The 14356-nt window shown below is 72.6% G+C and carries 14 protein-coding genes, 2 pseudogenes and 1 riboswitch; of the genes and pseudogenes, 7 read left to right on the forward strand and 9 right to left on the reverse strand.

What is annotated here, in order from left to right; all coding sequences use genetic code 11:
• Positions 1–11: 11 nt before the first annotated feature.
• The 3 genes from ABEB13_RS37980 to ABEB13_RS37990 all read right to left on the reverse strand — a co-directional run bounded on the left by ABEB13_RS37980 (position 12) and on the right by ABEB13_RS37990 (position 3593).
• Positions 12–641, reverse strand: a complete 630-nt coding sequence (locus ABEB13_RS37980; protein ID WP_345709172.1) for a class F sortase — start codon at positions 639–641, stop codon at positions 12–14.
• 65 nt (positions 642–706) lie between these two features.
• Positions 707–2308, reverse strand: coding sequence for a DUF4331 domain-containing protein (locus ABEB13_RS37985; RefSeq protein ID WP_380232017.1), 1602 nt, complete (start codon positions 2306–2308; stop codon positions 707–709).
• Between the two features lie 277 nt (positions 2309–2585).
• A complete protein-coding gene (locus tag ABEB13_RS37990) occupies positions 2586–3593 on the reverse strand; it encodes an AraC family transcriptional regulator (protein ID WP_345709173.1) in 1008 nt (335 codons plus the stop codon).
• 99 nt (positions 3594–3692) lie between these two features.
• Here ABEB13_RS37990 and ABEB13_RS37995 point away from each other — a divergent pair.
• The 6 genes and pseudogenes from ABEB13_RS37995 to ABEB13_RS38020 all read left to right on the forward strand — a co-directional run bounded on the left by ABEB13_RS37995 (position 3693) and on the right by ABEB13_RS38020 (position 10230).
• Positions 3693–4594, forward strand: a pseudogene (locus ABEB13_RS37995) (MBL fold metallo-hydrolase).
• Between the two features lie 309 nt (positions 4595–4903).
• Positions 4904–6325: an APC family permease gene (locus tag ABEB13_RS38000; RefSeq protein WP_345709174.1), complete on the forward strand. Its 1422-nt coding sequence runs from the start codon at positions 4904–4906 to the stop codon at positions 6323–6325.
• A 165-nt stretch (positions 6326–6490) separates the two neighbouring features.
• On the forward strand, positions 6491–7276 hold the full coding sequence (locus ABEB13_RS38005; RefSeq protein ID WP_345709175.1) for an alpha/beta fold hydrolase: 786 nt from the start codon (positions 6491–6493) through the stop codon (positions 7274–7276).
• A 65-nt stretch (positions 7277–7341) separates the two neighbouring features.
• Positions 7342–7427, forward strand: a riboswitch (ZMP/ZTP riboswitch).
• Between the two features lie 20 nt (positions 7428–7447).
• On the forward strand, positions 7448–8308 hold the full coding sequence (locus ABEB13_RS38010; RefSeq protein WP_345709971.1) for a bifunctional 5,10-methylenetetrahydrofolate dehydrogenase/5,10-methenyltetrahydrofolate cyclohydrolase: 861 nt from the start codon (positions 7448–7450) through the stop codon (positions 8306–8308).
• Between the two features lie 161 nt (positions 8309–8469).
• Positions 8470–9162, forward strand: coding sequence for a hypothetical protein (locus tag ABEB13_RS38015; protein ID WP_345709176.1), 693 nt, complete (start codon positions 8470–8472; stop codon positions 9160–9162).
• Between the two features lie 132 nt (positions 9163–9294).
• Positions 9295–10230: an SCO4651 family lipoprotein gene (locus tag ABEB13_RS38020; RefSeq protein WP_345709177.1), complete on the forward strand. Its 936-nt coding sequence runs from the start codon at positions 9295–9297 to the stop codon at positions 10228–10230.
• Between the two features lie 33 nt (positions 10231–10263).
• Here ABEB13_RS38020 and ABEB13_RS38025 read toward each other — a convergent pair whose 3' ends face one another.
• On the reverse strand, positions 10264–10812 hold the full coding sequence (locus tag ABEB13_RS38025; RefSeq protein WP_345709178.1) for a DUF6939 family protein: 549 nt from the start codon (positions 10810–10812) through the stop codon (positions 10264–10266).
• A 293-nt stretch (positions 10813–11105) separates the two neighbouring features.
• Between ABEB13_RS38025 and ABEB13_RS38030 the strand changes: the two genes are divergently transcribed.
• Positions 11106–11342, forward strand: a complete 237-nt coding sequence (locus ABEB13_RS38030; protein ID WP_345709179.1) for a hypothetical protein — start codon at positions 11106–11108, stop codon at positions 11340–11342.
• Between the two features lie 57 nt (positions 11343–11399).
• Here the strand turns inward: ABEB13_RS38030 and ABEB13_RS38035 are convergent, their stop codons facing one another.
• The 5 genes and pseudogenes from ABEB13_RS38035 to ABEB13_RS38055 form a co-directional block, all read right to left on the reverse strand.
• Positions 11400–11576, reverse strand: coding sequence for a type IV toxin-antitoxin system AbiEi family antitoxin domain-containing protein (locus tag ABEB13_RS38035; protein ID WP_345709180.1), 177 nt, complete (start codon positions 11574–11576; stop codon positions 11400–11402).
• Between the two features lie 57 nt (positions 11577–11633).
• Positions 11634–12236, reverse strand: a pseudogene (locus tag ABEB13_RS38040) (copper homeostasis protein CutC); the annotation flags it as partial.
• A 51-nt stretch (positions 12237–12287) separates the two neighbouring features.
• Entirely contained in the window at positions 12288–13295 is a 1008-nt protein-coding gene (locus ABEB13_RS38045; RefSeq protein WP_345709181.1) for a hypothetical protein, read from the reverse strand.
• On the reverse strand, positions 13292–13642 hold the full coding sequence (locus tag ABEB13_RS38050; protein WP_345709182.1) for a PadR family transcriptional regulator: 351 nt from the start codon (positions 13640–13642) through the stop codon (positions 13292–13294). The genes ABEB13_RS38045 and ABEB13_RS38050 overlap by 4 nt, the downstream gene beginning before the upstream one ends.
• A gap of 286 nt (positions 13643–13928) precedes the next feature.
• A complete protein-coding gene (locus ABEB13_RS38055) occupies positions 13929–14309 on the reverse strand; it encodes a VOC family protein (protein ID WP_345709183.1) in 381 nt (126 codons plus the stop codon).
• Positions 14310–14356: the final 47 nt, after the last annotated feature.

Below are 14356 nucleotides of genomic sequence, written 5' to 3' on the forward strand. Positions count from 1 at the left end.
GGAGAGCGTCGTCAGGTGGCGGGCGCGTCGGCCGGGACGGCGAAGACCACCAGGTTCGACAGGTACTCGCGGGCGTCCCGGTCGTAGCTGCCGCCGCAGGTGATCAGCCGAAGGCTCGGGCCCGGCGTGTCCCCGAAGACGAGGTCGTCGGGGAAGTCGTCCTTGGGGTAGCTGCGCAGCGCCTGAACGGTGAACTCCGTCCTGGTGCCGTCGTCGCCCTCCACCTCGACGGCGTCGCCGGGACGCAGCGCCGAGAGACCCGCGAAGACGGCGGGCCCGGTGAGCGAGTCGACGTGGCCGACGATGACGGCGGCGCCGGGACCACCGGGGGCGGGCCCCTGGCTCCACCAGCCGGCGATGCCCGGATCCTCCGGCGCGGCGAGGTGGCCGTCCTCCTGGACCTGGAGGTCGCTGAGCGGGCTGTCCACCCCGATCCGGGCTATCCGCAGGCGGACGGGCGGTGCGGCGGGCCGTGCCGCGGACGGCTGCGCGGCGCCCGCGACCGGTGCACCGGGCAGCTCGCCGATGTCGGTGACGGCCGCCGGCCCCGGCGCCCGGCCGGCGTCCACCAGAGAGGCGGCGCCCGCCCCCGTCAGGCCGACACCGAGCACCAGCGCGGTCGCGGCACCGGCCCGACGCACGCGGCCCGACCGCGCGCCCCTCCGGGGAGGGACGCGCGGCGGGGCCGCAGACCGTGCGCCACGCCTCAGGCCCGGCGCCGACGCAGGGCGACCACGGCGGCCGCCGTCAGCAGTGCGCCGCCGCCGATCGCGGCGTAGCCGGCGATCGGGGAGCGGCTCAGCGACAGCCCGCCGAGGCCCGCCGCGACCCCGCCGTCCGGATTGCCCGACACGGCCTGGTTGACGGCCGCCGTGTTCGGCAGCGCGACGTAGGGGAACTGCTTGCCGAAGGCGTGGTCGTTGGTGTTGACGCCGTCACCGGCCGCCAGCGCGGGGACGATCTTCCCCGTCTGCGCTGCGCCCTCCGCGGCCTGCAGGGTGATGTCGACGACGTCGTCCGCCAGGCGCCGCCCGTTCGGGAAGCCCGCGAGGTCCCCGCCGAGGACGCCGAGCCGGTTCGCCGTCGTGGCGGGGGCGACGCCGAGGTTCAGGCGCAGTTCCTCCGAGGGCACGAACGCGTCCTTCTTCACATCGGCGTTGAGCAGCTGCGAGTTGAGGTCGGCCTGGACGGGGCCGCAGGCCTTGCAGAGGCCGGTGAGGAAGATCTCCACCAGGTCGTTGCGCGGTGCGGCGGGCGCCGGGATGCCGTAGATGCCCTGGACGAGCTTGGGCACGATCGGGTCCTTCACCTTGTCGACGACCGGGGTGACGGTGTGGTCCTTGTCCGGCGTCAGGGCGTTGAACGCGTCCTTGTACTTCAGCGGCACGACGACCTCGTTCACCAGCGGGTTGCCGAGACGGGAGACCTGCCGCCAGTCGGTGCCGCCCTTGCCCTCGCCGCCCTTGTCGACGACCGCCGCACCCTTGCGGTCGGTGGTCGACCATACGCCGATCACCGGGTTGCGGGTCGGGTCGCCCTTCAGCGCCAGGTCCTTCTTGGGCACCTGGATCGCGATGGTGTTGACGTTGTACCCGGTGAGCGTGTCGTGGCCGGACTCCTTGAGGTTCCCGCCGTACAGCAGGTCGAAGACCCGCAGGTCCAGGAAGAACGGGTCGTCGGCCTGGCCGGCGTACGTCTGGCCGCCGCCCGGCAGGTTCAGCGTGGCCTGGCTGCGCAGGGAGGCGTAGTCGGGCATCGACGCCTTGCCGACGTTGGACGGCGCGGCCGGGGCGTCCTTCAGCAGGGTCTTCGTCGACCCGTCCGGGCCGGTCTCGGTGAGGGTGTAGGTCTGGCGGTAGTTCAGCGTCGGGTCGTCGAGGCTCTTCACGACACCGGTGTTGTAGAGGAACTGGTCGGCGTCGTCGCGGTAGTGACCGGTGAACGTCCAGGTGTAGGTGGTGTCCGCCTTGCCGTCCCCGTCGGCGTCGATCTTGATGTTGTAGCGGGCGTCGTCCGCGAACGCGTAGAAGTTCGGCCCGCCGTTCGGCTCCTCGAAGGGGATCCAGTTCGCCACCAGCGTCACGGTGTCCGGCTTGTCGGGGCTGACGAAGGCGTAGACGTCGGTGTTGTCCGCCCGCGGGTCACCCGCGATCAGCGGCGCCTCACGGTGACTGGAGGCCGAACCGACGCCCGGGGCCAGCCCGGCCATCGCGCCGGCGGCGGCCAGGGCCAGCACACCGAGGCCCGCCATGGGACGCTCGGCGCGGCGGGCGAACGCCGGGAGGCGCGGGGAACGCGGAGATGTCATGGGTGCAACTTTCCGTGGCGATGACACCTCCGGCCCGTGCACCCCAGCGAACGGTGCCCACACCGATGGCGTCGGAGGAATCGAAGCGGGACGCTCCCGCAGAGCGGTGGCACACGTGCACGACGCCGGACGCGAGCCGCCCGGTGCCGGTCCATCAGCTTCACGTAAACACGTGCCGCGGCTCGCGAGCGACCGGTGGCACCCGTTAGGAGAAGCCGCCCGCACCGTCCGGGCCCGGCCCCCGGGCGCGGTGCGGTGACCCCGTCGGCCGTCCGGCCTACGGCGCCCCGGTCTGCGGTGCGGAGGGGCGGAGCGGCCGGGCGTTCGCCCGGTAGCGGCCCGGTGTCGTGCCGAACTCCCGGGCGAACGCGTGCGAGAGGGCGTACGGGCTGCTGTAGCCGACGGTGCGGGCGACGGCGGCCAGGGCGTGCGGGGTTTCGCGGAGCTGGGTGGCGGCGAGGGTGAGGCGCCACCACGTCAGGTACGCCATCGGGGCGCGGCCGACCAGCGCGGTGAAACGGCGGGCCAGCGTGGCGCGGGACACCCCCGTATCGGCGGCGAGCCGCTCGTTGGTCCAGGGCGCGGCCGGGTCCGAGTGCAGCGCCCGCAGAGCGGCGGAGACCACCGGGTCGCCCAGCGCGGCCGGCCAGGCGCCCGTGGCGGCCTCGGCCATCCAGGAGCGGATCATGTAGACGAACAGGAGGTCCAGCAGGCTCGGCACCGCGACGCAGCCGCCGGGCCGCCGGCCGGCCAGCTCGCTGCCCAGGAGGTCGATGGCGGCGCGGAGTTCGGGATGGCCGCCGACCCGGTGGGGCAGGTGGACGACCTGCGGCAGCTCCGCCATGAGCGGGTGGACGCGGCTGCGGTCGAGCCGGTACTTGCCGCACAGCACCTCCACCTCCACCGGGGCCCCGGTGGCCGGAGGCCCGGTGGCCGGGGCCGTGCGGCCGTCGGCCGCCGGCCGGCGGGGGAGCCGTCCGTCGGGGCCGGGGTCGAAGCCGCCGTCGAGGTCGAACGGCAGTGCCCGGGCGGCCGTCGCCGCGTCGACGGGGGAGTCGGCGATGACATGGCCGGTGCCGTGCGGCAGCAGGACGGTGTCGCCCGTGCCGAGCGCGACCGGGGCACCGCCGTCCGGCAGCAGCCAGCAGGTGCCGGCCAGTACGACATGGAACCCCGCGCCGTCGTACCCCGGGATACGGGTGCACCAACTCCCGCCGACCCGGAGCCGGTTCGAGGACGGCTGTCCGATGCGCACGGCTGAGATGGCGTCACTGACCACGTCCACCGGCACAGCCTAACCCCGCCTCGGACATGAGACGCACGCGTATCCGGCTGAGGCGAGGAGGCATTGGAACGCTCAACCGGCCTGCCTACGATCGTCGGTATGACGAGCGACAGCACAGACCGATTCACCCTGGGCGACGTCGAGGTCCTCCGGATCGTCGAGTGGCAGGGCGCGTTCGCCCCCGCCCGAACACTGGTCCCGGATTCGGCCGAAGCGCTGTGGAAGGACAACGAGGAGTGGCTCGCCCCCGACCACTGGGAGCCCGACAGCGACCGCGCGACGGTCGCCCTGCAGACCTGGGTGCTGCGCAGCGGCGGCCGGACGGTGCTGGTCGACACGGCGGTCGGCAACGGTCGCGAACGGCCCGGTTCGCCGAACTTCCACCACTGGCAGGGCGACTTCATGGAGCGCCTGGCACGGGCCGGGCTGCGGCCGGAGGACGTGGACGTGGTCGTCAACACCCACGTGCACGGTGACCACGTCGGCTGGAACACGGCCGACGCCGACGGCGAGTGGGTGCCGGCCTTCCCCAACGCCCGGTACCTCGTCCCGGCCGCCGACGACTTCCACTTCGGGCCGGCCAACGGCTACGGCGGCGGCCTGCGCGAGGACGACCGGCTGATCTACGAGGACAGCATCGCACCCGTCCACCGCGCCGGGCAGGTCGAGCTGTGGGACGGCACCCACCGCATCGACGACAACCTCGTCCTCGAGTCGGCACCCGGCCACACCCCGGCTCGTCGGTGCTGCGCCTCGCCTCCGGCCGCGACCGGGCGGTCTTCGTCGGGGACGTGCTGCACAGCCCGGTGCAGATCCTCCGCCCCGAGTGCAGCAGCTGCTTCTGTCTGGACCCGGCGCAGGCGGCCGACAGCCGCCGGCGGATCCTCGACCGGGCCGCGGCGGAGCGTGAGCTGGTCGTCCCGGCGCACTTCGGCGGCAGCGGCGCGGTCGAGGTCCGGCGGGACGGCGGCGGATTCGCGGTCCACCCCTGGCGTCCGTAGCGGCCACCCGACCCGTGCCGGCGTCTGCACAGTGTCAAAGGCGTCACACAACCCTTGTCACGGTGATCGATTGCGGTGACGGATCGCAGGCCACAGACTCCCAAGGACGTCGTCGGGTCCTTTGACCTGCGGCGTCCCCGGGGGCTGTACGGTCACGGGCGCCCACCTGCCGTGGTGGCGCCGCGTTGCTTCGCGCACCCGGGTGATCCGGGCACACGACTCGCGCGCCGACCACTCAGAGGTGACCATGACCGCCGTTCCGGTGGACCCCGTCCCGACCCGTCTGCCCGCCCCCGACGGGTGCGGCTGATGCCGCTGGTCGCGCTGATCTTCTTCAGTGTGTCCGGTGGCGCGTACGGCATCGAGGAGCTGTTCTCGACCTCCGGTCCGGGCATGGCGATCCTGCTGATCGTGGTCACCCCGCTGATCTACAGCGTGCCGCACGCGCTCGTGGTGGCGGAACTCGGCACCGCGATCCCGGTCGAGGGCGGCTACTACCACTGGGTGAAGCGCGGGCTCGGCAAGTTCTGGGGCTTCCAGCAGGGCCTGCTGCAGTGGATTTGCAGCTTCGTCGACATGGCGGTCTACCCGGTCCTCTTCACCAGCTACCTGCAGAGCCTGGTGGGTGCGGTCGCGCCCGGCAAGCACGTGCTGTTCCGGATGGGCCACTTGCAGTTCGACCTGAACTGGTTCATCTGTCTGGCCGTGATCGTGGTCTTCACCCTGCTCAACCTGCTCGGCGCGGGCTGGGTCGGCGAGTCGTCGGTCGTCTTCGCGGTGGTCTGCCTGCTGCCGATGCTGATCCTCTCCGGGATCGGCATCGCCCACCTGGTCGGCGACGGCATCAACCCGGTCGCCTCGATGACCGCCGAGGCGGGGCAGTCGACCTGGAACGCGTTCGGCGCGGGGCTCTTCATCGTGATGTGGAACTACTGCGGCTGGGACAGCGTGTCCAACGTGGCCGGAGAGATGGAGAACCCGCGCCGACACCTGCCCAAGGCGCTCGCGATCTCGGTCGTCCTGATCATGGTGGCCTATCTGCTTCCCACCATCGCCTCGCTCGCCACCGGGGCGGACGGCGACGCCGGCTGGCGGAACTGGGAGGCCGGGTCCTTCTCCGCCGTGGCCGAGCAACTGGCCGGCCCGTGGCTCCAGATCACCGTCACGGTCGGCGGCATGTTCGCCGCGGTGGCCATGTTCTCGGCGCTGCTGGCCTCCAACTCCCGCCTGCCGCTGGTGCTCGCCCAGGACGGCTACTTCCCGGCCTGGGTGGCGAAGGAGAGCCCGCGCTACCGCGTCCCGATCGCGTCGGTGGTCGGCTCGTCGGTGATCTACGCGGTGTTCTGCCTCAGCAGCTTCACCAACCTGGTGATCTTCGACGTCTTCCTCACCAACATCGGCATCCTGCTGGAGGTGGCCGCTCTCATCGCGCTCCGCTTCAAGGAGCCGGAGCTGGACCGGCCCTACCGGATCCCCGGCGGCTGGTGGAGCATCGGCGGCATCGTGGTCAGCCTGCTGGCCGTCTGCGCCTGGGCCGCCTGGCAGCAGTACGTGGAGAGCGGCACCCAGGCGGTCACCTACGGGATCGTGGTGGTCGCCGTGTCCTTCCTGCTCTACGTCCCGCTCGCCCGCCGCGCCCGCGGCCGGCAGCCCGGGTACGGTGCGGTGCCTGCGCAGGCCCCGGGCGGGACGGCCGCCGACCTGTCCGAGTCCTCCTCGTACCCCTCGTAGGCACCGCCTCCGCACGCCAGGCACCGCCTCCGCACGCGCCCCGGAGCGGCCCGCAGCCGCTCCGGGGCGTTCGGCATGCCGGGTGCCGCCGGGAGGCACCGTCCGCTGTCCTCCGGAGCGGCAAATGCGGTGGCCGGTGCGGTGCCGGCCTGCAAGGATCCGGGCATGCTCATCCTTGCCGACGACCTCGGCCACCTCTCCTACAGCGTGATCGGTGAAGGTCCGCCCCTCGTGCTCGTGCATGCCGGTGTCGCCGACCACCGGATGTGGGACGCGGTCGTGCCCGTGCTCGCGGAGCAGTACACGGTCATCCGCTACGACCTGCGCGGCTTCGGCGAGTCCGCACCGCCGGCCGGCCCGTTCCGCGAGACCGACGACCTGTGCCGCCTCCTGGACCACCTGGGTCTCGATCGTGTCCGGCTGGTCGGCGCGTCCTGGGGCGGCCGCGTGGCGGTGAACTTCACGCTCGCCCACCCGGGCCGGGTGCGGTCACTGGCCCTGCTCGCCCCGCCGTGGCCCGGCTATGACTGGTCCTCGGACATGATCGCGTACGACGAGGCCGAGACGGCGGCCCTGGCCGCGGGCGACCTGGACACGGCGGTCGGCGTGAACCTGGACATGTGGCTGCGCGGACCTGCCCGCAGCTGGCAGGACGTCGCCCCGGGCCTGGCCGACCGACTCCGTGACCCGGTACGGACGTCGCTGGTGAACCAGGACGCCGTCGGTGAGCACTCCCAGGGCGGCCCGGCGGGCGACCTGGCCACGATCGGTGTTCCCACCCTGGTCGGAATCGGCCGCCTCGACATCGCCGACTTCCAGGACATCGCCCGCCGGTACACGTCCGCCATCCCCGGCGCCGACCTGGTCGAGTTCGCCACCGCGGCCCACCTCATCGCGCTGGACGCACCCACCGAACTCACCGCCGAACTCGTCCGGTTCCTCGCCTACTGACGCACCGACCGCCACCGGGCACCGGGTGCCGGTGCCCGCTGGGAGGCGCAGGTCGCGCTAGAGTGCGGACGGGCCGTGACTGGCGCTGAGGTGGACGACCACCGGGGAGCGGCCTGACACTCCGTCGATGCCGTGCGCCTGGGCGACTCCCACGACGCCCAGGAGTGGCACGTGACCAGGACACCGACGGCCCGATTGATGGACGGTGCCGGCCTCGCCCGCCGGGTGAACGCGGCGACCGCCTCGGCGGTGGAGGAGATCCGCCGGCGCACCGGAACGGCGCCCTGCCTGGCGACCGTGCTGGTCGGCGAGGACCCGGCGTCCGTGACCTATGTGCGGATGAAGCAGACCCGGTGCGCCAAGGCGGGCATCCGCTCGCGGCACATCGCCCTTCCAGCTTCGGTCGGCACAGGCGAACTGGTCGAGGCCGTCGCCGCGCTGTCGCACGACCCCGAGGTGCACGGGATCCTGCTGCAGCACCCGGTCGGGCCGCACATCGACGAACGCGCGGCCTTCGAGGCGATCGCTCCCGACAAGGACGTCGACGGCGTCACCACGCACTCGTTCGCGGCGATGGGATTCGGCCTGCCCGGCTTCGTCTCCTGCACCCCCGGCGGGATCCTGCGGCTGCTGGACGAGTACGGCGTCGACCTCGCCGGCAGGCACGCCGTCGTGGTGGGCCGCAGTGCCATCCTGGGCAGGCCCGCCGGAATGCTCCTGCTGGGGCGGGACGCCACAGTTACCTACGCCCACTCGCGGACCGCGGACCTCCCGGCGCTCGTCCGGGAGGCCGACGTCCTGGTCGCCGCCACCGGGCGGCCCGGGCTGATCCGCGGCGCGGACATCAAGCCGGGTGCCGTGGTGGTCGACGCGGGCTACGGCCCCGGCAACGTGGGCGATGTCGAATTCGGGGCGGCTGCCGAGCGGGCGAGCCTGATCACCCCGGTGCCCGGCGGCGTCGGGCCGATGACCATCGCCGTCCTGCTGGCCCAGACGGTCGAGGCCGCCCGCCGCCGGCTCGGACCCGCCTGACCGGCCGGGTCCCGCGGCGTGGAGGGGGCGATTCCGACGGGGCGTCACCTCTCCGCGTCGTGCGGGCCGCGGCATGATCGGACCGGTTGTCGTGCACGCGGCCGGGCTCGCTATCGTGGGCCGACCGCGAAGCTGCGGACCGTCAACGGGGGACGACACACGTGAGCACCGTACTGTTCAATCTGACCACCGCGGCACTGATGGTGCTGATGTTCAAGAGCGGGATCGCCCTGGTGGGCGAGGACACGCTGCGCAGGCGGCCCGTCCCGTGGGCGGCGGTGGGGCTCACCGCCCTCGCCGTGGGCGCCGTCGTGCTGCAGGTGACCTGGTCCGGGGCGATGGCCAGGTTCGACGCGGACCCGAGCAGGGCCGGCTGGTGGCGGGTGTTCACCTCGGTCTTCATGCAGAACGGCGGTGTCCTGGGCGCCGTGTGGAACATCGCGACCATCGCCGTGATCGCCGCCCTGGCCCAGTGGTTCTGGCGGGGGCCGCTGATGCTGCTCCTCTTCACGGCGGGCATCCTGCTCCCGCAGCAGATCGACGCACTGTTCGGCGAGACGGCCCGCAGCACCGATCCGCGCAACTTCGCGGGCAGCTCGGGCGCGACGTACTTCCTCGCGGCGACCCTGGCGGCGGCCCTCCTGTTCGGTACGGCCGACCGCACCCAGCGGCTCCTGGCGGTGAGCGTCCCCGTCGTCGGGCTGGTGCTGTGGGTCGGGCAGGGCAACGCCCATGGGCTGGTCACGGTCTACGGCTTCGTCCTCGGCGCCGCCGTCCTGCCCGCCGCCCGTCGCCTGGGGCTCACCGCCCCTGCACCGGCGGCCTGTCCGGAGGCGCCGGTCGGCCGGTCCTGACCGCCGTGCCGGGGGCGCTCGGCGTGGTACGACCCCGGCACGGAACCGGCTTCGCGAAGCCGGTCCGAGGTGTCTTGCCGCACCGCAGCCATGATCGCTACCGTGTGCGAAACGATTCCACTGGGGGCTCCTGTGCAGGGACACCGGCCGCTGTGGCGGGCCGCCGTCATGGCCGTCATCGCCGCGACCACCGGGTGCGCGCAGCACGTCACCGCCGGGAGCGGGCCGAGCCCGTCGGTCTCCGTCACGGCGTCCGGGGTGCCTGCGTCGGCCTCCGCGTCGACCGGCCCGGGGGCGGCCGCGGCCGCGGTGGACGCGGCCCTCAAGAAGGTGACCTCGGCGGGTTCCGTGACGATCCGCGGCCGCCTCGCGGCGATGTACACCGAGGCCGACCTGCACGGTGCACTGGCCTGGGGCGGCAACGGCCTGACTGGCGAAATGGCCGCGGACACGAGGACGTCGGACGCGGCAAAGGGCTTCCTGCCCGAGCCCGACCCGTTCACCGCACGCTACGCCGGGCAGCGCGTGTACGGACGCTACGGCAGTGATGTCACCTCGAAGCTGCAGGGTCGGCACTGGATCGCCTTCGACACCCTGGGTCTCGCCGCCACCGCGCGCGATTCCGGGCTCGCCCTGCTGCCCTACCAGCTCAGCCGGATCGATCCCGTCAGTGTGCTGACCGAGCTCCGTGCCGCCGTCGAGGTCGACGCCATGGGGCCGGACGCCGGGGCCGGGCCCGGCGTCACCGTCTACTCGGGCATGCTCGGTGCCGAGCAGCTCGCCGCCCTGGCCGCCCGCGGCGCCGACGCCGGTTCGTCGGCGCAGCTCCGTGACCGGTACCGGGCGGGCCGCCTCACCTCGGAGACGATCACCGTCTGGATCGGTCCGGAGGGGGTGCCGGTGAAGGCGCTCTACGGGATCGCGGCGGCCACCGGTTCCTTCAACACGACCGTCGAGTACGCGCAGTACGGCACCACCGTGCCGGCGCCGCAGGCCCCGGACGCCCGCGACACCACGGAGGCGGCTCAGGCGCTCGCGGCCCTTCCCAACATCGGCGCCCGCCCCTGACGGTGTCCCGGGGCGGGGACCGACGGGGTGGGGTCAGTCCTCGGACGGCCAGCGGTCCTCCAGGTGGAGCCGGATCAGCTCCGCGTGGGAGAGCGGGGTCCGGGGATCGGTGATGTCGCCGTTGGTGGTGTAGTCCAGCAGGACGACGTCCGGTTTGCCGCGGAGCTCTTCGACCAGATCGGCGACGCGGTTCTCCAGGACCCACCGGTACGCGGGCAGGTAGATCCGCCGCCGTGCCGTCTCGTAGGGGAGCAGGCCGTCCCCGGTCGGCCCGGTGCGGTGGCCCTGGACGGGGCCGAACCGCCGGACGGTGCGCTTCAGGCCCTTCATGGTGGTGATGCGGAGCTTTGCGGCGTCGACATCGACGGACTCGAAGACCTTGAGCGCCTGCCAGATCCCTTCCACCGACTGGCTGGTGACGCCTTCCGCGTACGGGACGGGGATGCCGCCGTGCGGATAGAACGGGCTCAGCCGGACCCAGGGCTCGGAGGCCTTCGAGGTCACGTCGATGATCTCGGCCCCTGGGAAGGCGGCAGCGAGCGCGGCCGCCGAGCGACGCCGTCCGGCGGTTCGGATCTGCATGCGAGGGCTCCCTCTCCCGGTGCTTCCGCCGCCCAGTCTTCCGTACCGCTCGGGGCCGCCGGATCGGGAGGTCCGTCCCGCGGATCCTGCCGCGATGTGCGCAGTGCGCAGTGCGCAGTGCCGCGATCGCGCTCGACCTGCCGTTCGCTGTCACCGGGTGTCACGATGGAGGGAGGGAACTCTCCCCGATCGGAGGCGGTCATGGGCCGCGATTACCACTTCCACCGCGAGCATGCCGGCTGTTCGGTGACGGTCGGGGTGCATCTGGGGGTACCCGGGAGCTGGAGCTCCTGGTGGACGGCAAGGCGGTGGCGGTCGAGCGCGTCCACGGCCACGGGGCGCAGGTGCGGGCGCTGACCACCGTCCTGCCGACCGAGCCGCCGCGTCCCATCGAGGTCGAGGTGAGCCTGCCCGGCCATGTGCGCGGCGAGCCGGGCAGTGTCCTGGTCGACGCCGGCGCGCGGCTGCCGATGCCGGAGCACGAGGTGCCCCGCCGGGCGCGGCTGACCGAGGTCTCCTGGTACGGCTGAGACGGCCCGTGGGCCACCGGCACGTCACCGCGGGGGCGAGGGCTCGCTCAGAGGACGTCAGGTCCGCTTCTGGTAGCGGCCGCGTCCGGGCTGGCCGAGGAGTCCCTGACGAACGAGTCGTCCCAGGCGGGAGCGGGTGACGTTGATCGAGGGCTCTTCGGCGGGCAGGCCGAGGAGTTCGTGTAGGTCGCGAACCCGGAAGACCCGCCCGGGATGCTGGTTGAAGGCCGTCACAATGCGCTGGTAGACGGTGGTGGACCGGCACCAGCAACCCCCGTGCCGACCGGCCGTTCAGCCGAGAGCCCGCCATTCGGCGACCTCGGCGGTGTCGACCTGACCGGCCCACCCGCCGGTCCGGACCACCCCGGCGACGTGGAAGGCGTCGAAGCCGGCCGCCCGCAGGGCCGGTACGTGTTCGGCGCGCAGCCCGCCGCCGACCAGGATCTGCTGCCGGCAGCCGGGGTCGCCGGCCTTGGCGGGCTCGCCTGCCAGTACCTCCCGCCCGTGTCGACGCCCCCCGGCGCCCCAGAGGTGAGGAAGGTGTCCAGCCCGGGCAGTTCGCCGACGGCGGCCCCTACGGCGGCTCGGTCCGCGCTGTGGTCGATCGCTCGGGAACGTCCACTGGCAGCCGGACACGGCGTCGGAGACCGTCCGGGTGGCGGCGAGGTCCACCCAGCCGCCCGCATCGAGGAAGCCGAGGACGAACTCCTCGGCTCCCTCGGCGAGCAGTTAACCGGCCCGCCGCACCAGATCGTCCAGGCTCCCCGGCGCGAAGCCGTCCGCGAACCGGAGCATGACCCGCAGCGGGATGTCCACGGCGGCTCGGACGGCGGCGAAGTCGGCGATGAAGGGCGTCAGACCGTCAGCGGCCATGTCCGCGACCGGTTCGAGCCTGCCTTGCCGCGGAGAACCCCTGCTCGGCGACCCCTCAACGCCGTAGAACGATCAACCGACCGCCGGCGGCCTCCGATCGGGCGCACTCGAACGCCAGCGGGCCTCCATCGCGACCACAGCGATCACCCCGACCACGGCAACCACCCCGAGCACCCCGAGCACGGCCAGGGCCTCGGCCCTGTTGTACGGACTCCACAGCGCGTGGAGCGTCGCCACCAGCACCACCAGGCCGATCGGGGCGCCGGCGAGCGCCGCCGCCGCAGGGGCGTACCGGCCACGCCTCAGCATCGGAACGGCCACCAGGAGGAGCAGCAGCTCACAGACCGGGAAGCCCTGAAGAAGAACGCGGTCGAACATCCGCAGGGATCGGAAGAGCTCGAACATGACCGCCTGACCCCAGAACACGCCGCCGAACAGCACCCCCGCGACCGCGGCCAGGCCTCGCCGCCGCACGGCCGGACCAAGCAGGTCCGGCGGGGCGATGAGCAGGATCAGCACCCACAGCGCCTGGGGGCCGACCTGGACGAACAAGCCGACCAGCTCCCGGATCCACACGGTGGGGTGGTGCGCCAGGTAGCCGTAGTTCTGGAGGGACCAGGCCACGAGCGCGAGCGGCACGGCGAACGGCCCGAGCAGTCGCGCAACCGTCCACCGCCCGAGCACGGCGGCGCCGGCCGCGGCCAGGAACAGCGCCTCGCTGCCTCGATTGATCCAGTACGCGTAGTAGTACGGCGCGGCGGACGGAACCCACAGGGCCATGTCCCCGTGGCGCAGCCAGTCGCGGGCCAGCATGTAGAGGTCCATCAGCGAGACGCCGGCCGCCGCGGCCGCCGCGAAGGGCGCGACCATCGCCGCCAGCCGCGCGAGGGTCCCGCTGGAGCGCAGCCCCAGTCGGGCCCGTACGCCGTGCCCCGCCAGGTCGAACAGTTCGCGCGCGGTGGCCCAACGGCCCGCGTCCGCCGTGGTATCCGCGAACACCGCCGCGATCTCCTCGCCCCGCTCCCGCCGGTACTCGACCGGGTGCAGGCGGAGCGCCAGCCTCAGTACACGCTCGCTCATGACGCGAAGGCTCCCTTCATGCGCGGGCGGACGGCGGACAGCCGCCGTTCGGCCTCGGCCGCGACGGCGCGCAGCCGCTCGGCCTCGGCGCTCAGTACCTCGCGCCCGGAGTCGCTGAGCGCGTAGGTGCGGCGGGCCCGGCCATCCACGATCTCCTCGCTCTCGACCCGGATCAACCCCTGCCCGAGCAGACGGTCCAGGGCTCCGTAGAGGGTGCCGGTGCGCATCTTCACCCGGCCGCCGGAGATCACGGCGATCTCCTGGATGAGCGCATAGCCGTGCCTTGGGGCATCGGCGAGCGCCGTGAGCAGGAGCAGCGTCGGCTCCTGCATTGAACGATCTGTCATGCGGCTATATATATCGGCTACCGGCATATGCTGTCCCGCGAATCGCGAAGGAGAGCAGAATGAGCGTCATGGCCACCGCCCTGCCGGACCGTTGAGATGACCTGCTGGCCGCCTGGTTCCACGACGCCGTCCACAAGCCGGACCGCTCGGAGAGCCTCGATCACGGCCCACTGCCCGTCGGACAAGTCTGTTGAGTACGGCATGCGTTCCATGCGCCGACTACATCATGCACACGACAAGCATGTCGGTCCGAGTGCCTCCGTACTCACGAACGGGCGACACCAGATCATCCAGAAACGGACTTGATGTCCTCTCGGGCGGGCTGCCACAGCTCGATCCGGTTGCCCTCGGGATCGGTGACCCAGCCGAATCGGCCGACCCCCTCCATGTCCTGGGTCTCCTCGGCCACGGCCGCTCCCCTGGCACGCAGTTGCGCGAGCATCGCGTCCAGGTCGCGGACTCGGAAGTTGAGCATGGTCTGCTGGTCGCGGGAGCCGAAGTAGTCCGTCCCGGACTCGAACGTCGCGAACACCGTCGGCCCGGCCTCCTGGCGCCACAGGCCGTTCGCGTCGGCGTCCAGGCCGAGGCAGTCGCGGTACCACGCGCCCAGGGACTCCGGGTCGGCGGCCCGCAGGAAGTATCCACCGATTCCAAGCACTCGTTCCATGCCGCCATCCTGCCAGGACGACGCCCCGCGGGCCCGGCGATCGGGCA

Source organism: Kitasatospora paranensis (assembly GCF_039544005.1).
Classification (GTDB): Bacteria; Actinomycetota; Actinomycetes; order Streptomycetales; family Streptomycetaceae; genus Kitasatospora; species Kitasatospora paranensis.

What these genes read in the sequence shown, in the direction of transcription:
- ABEB13_RS37985 (WP_380232017.1), bottom strand. Translation starts at nt 2,308, where the DNA reads ATGACATCTCCGCGTTCCCCGCGCCTCCCGGCGTTCGCCCGCCGCGCC.
- ABEB13_RS38000 (WP_345709174.1), top strand. Translation starts at nt 4,904, where the DNA reads ATGCCGCTGGTCGCGCTGATCTTCTTCAGTGTGTCCGGTGGCGCGTAC.
- ABEB13_RS38005 (WP_345709175.1), top strand. Translation starts at nt 6,491, where the DNA reads ATGCTCATCCTTGCCGACGACCTCGGCCACCTCTCCTACAGCGTGATC.
- ABEB13_RS38025 (WP_345709178.1), bottom strand. Translation starts at nt 10,812, where the DNA reads ATGCAGATCCGAACCGCCGGACGGCGTCGCTCGGCGGCCGCGCTCGCT.
- ABEB13_RS38045 (WP_345709181.1), bottom strand. Translation starts at nt 13,295, where the DNA reads ATGAGCGAGCGTGTACTGAGGCTGGCGCTCCGCCTGCACCCGGTCGAG.
- ABEB13_RS38050 (WP_345709182.1), bottom strand. Translation starts at nt 13,642, where the DNA reads ATGACAGATCGTTCAATGCAGGAGCCGACGCTGCTCCTGCTCACGGCG.
- ABEB13_RS38055 (WP_345709183.1), bottom strand. Translation starts at nt 14,309, where the DNA reads ATGGAACGAGTGCTTGGAATCGGTGGATACTTCCTGCGGGCCGCCGAC.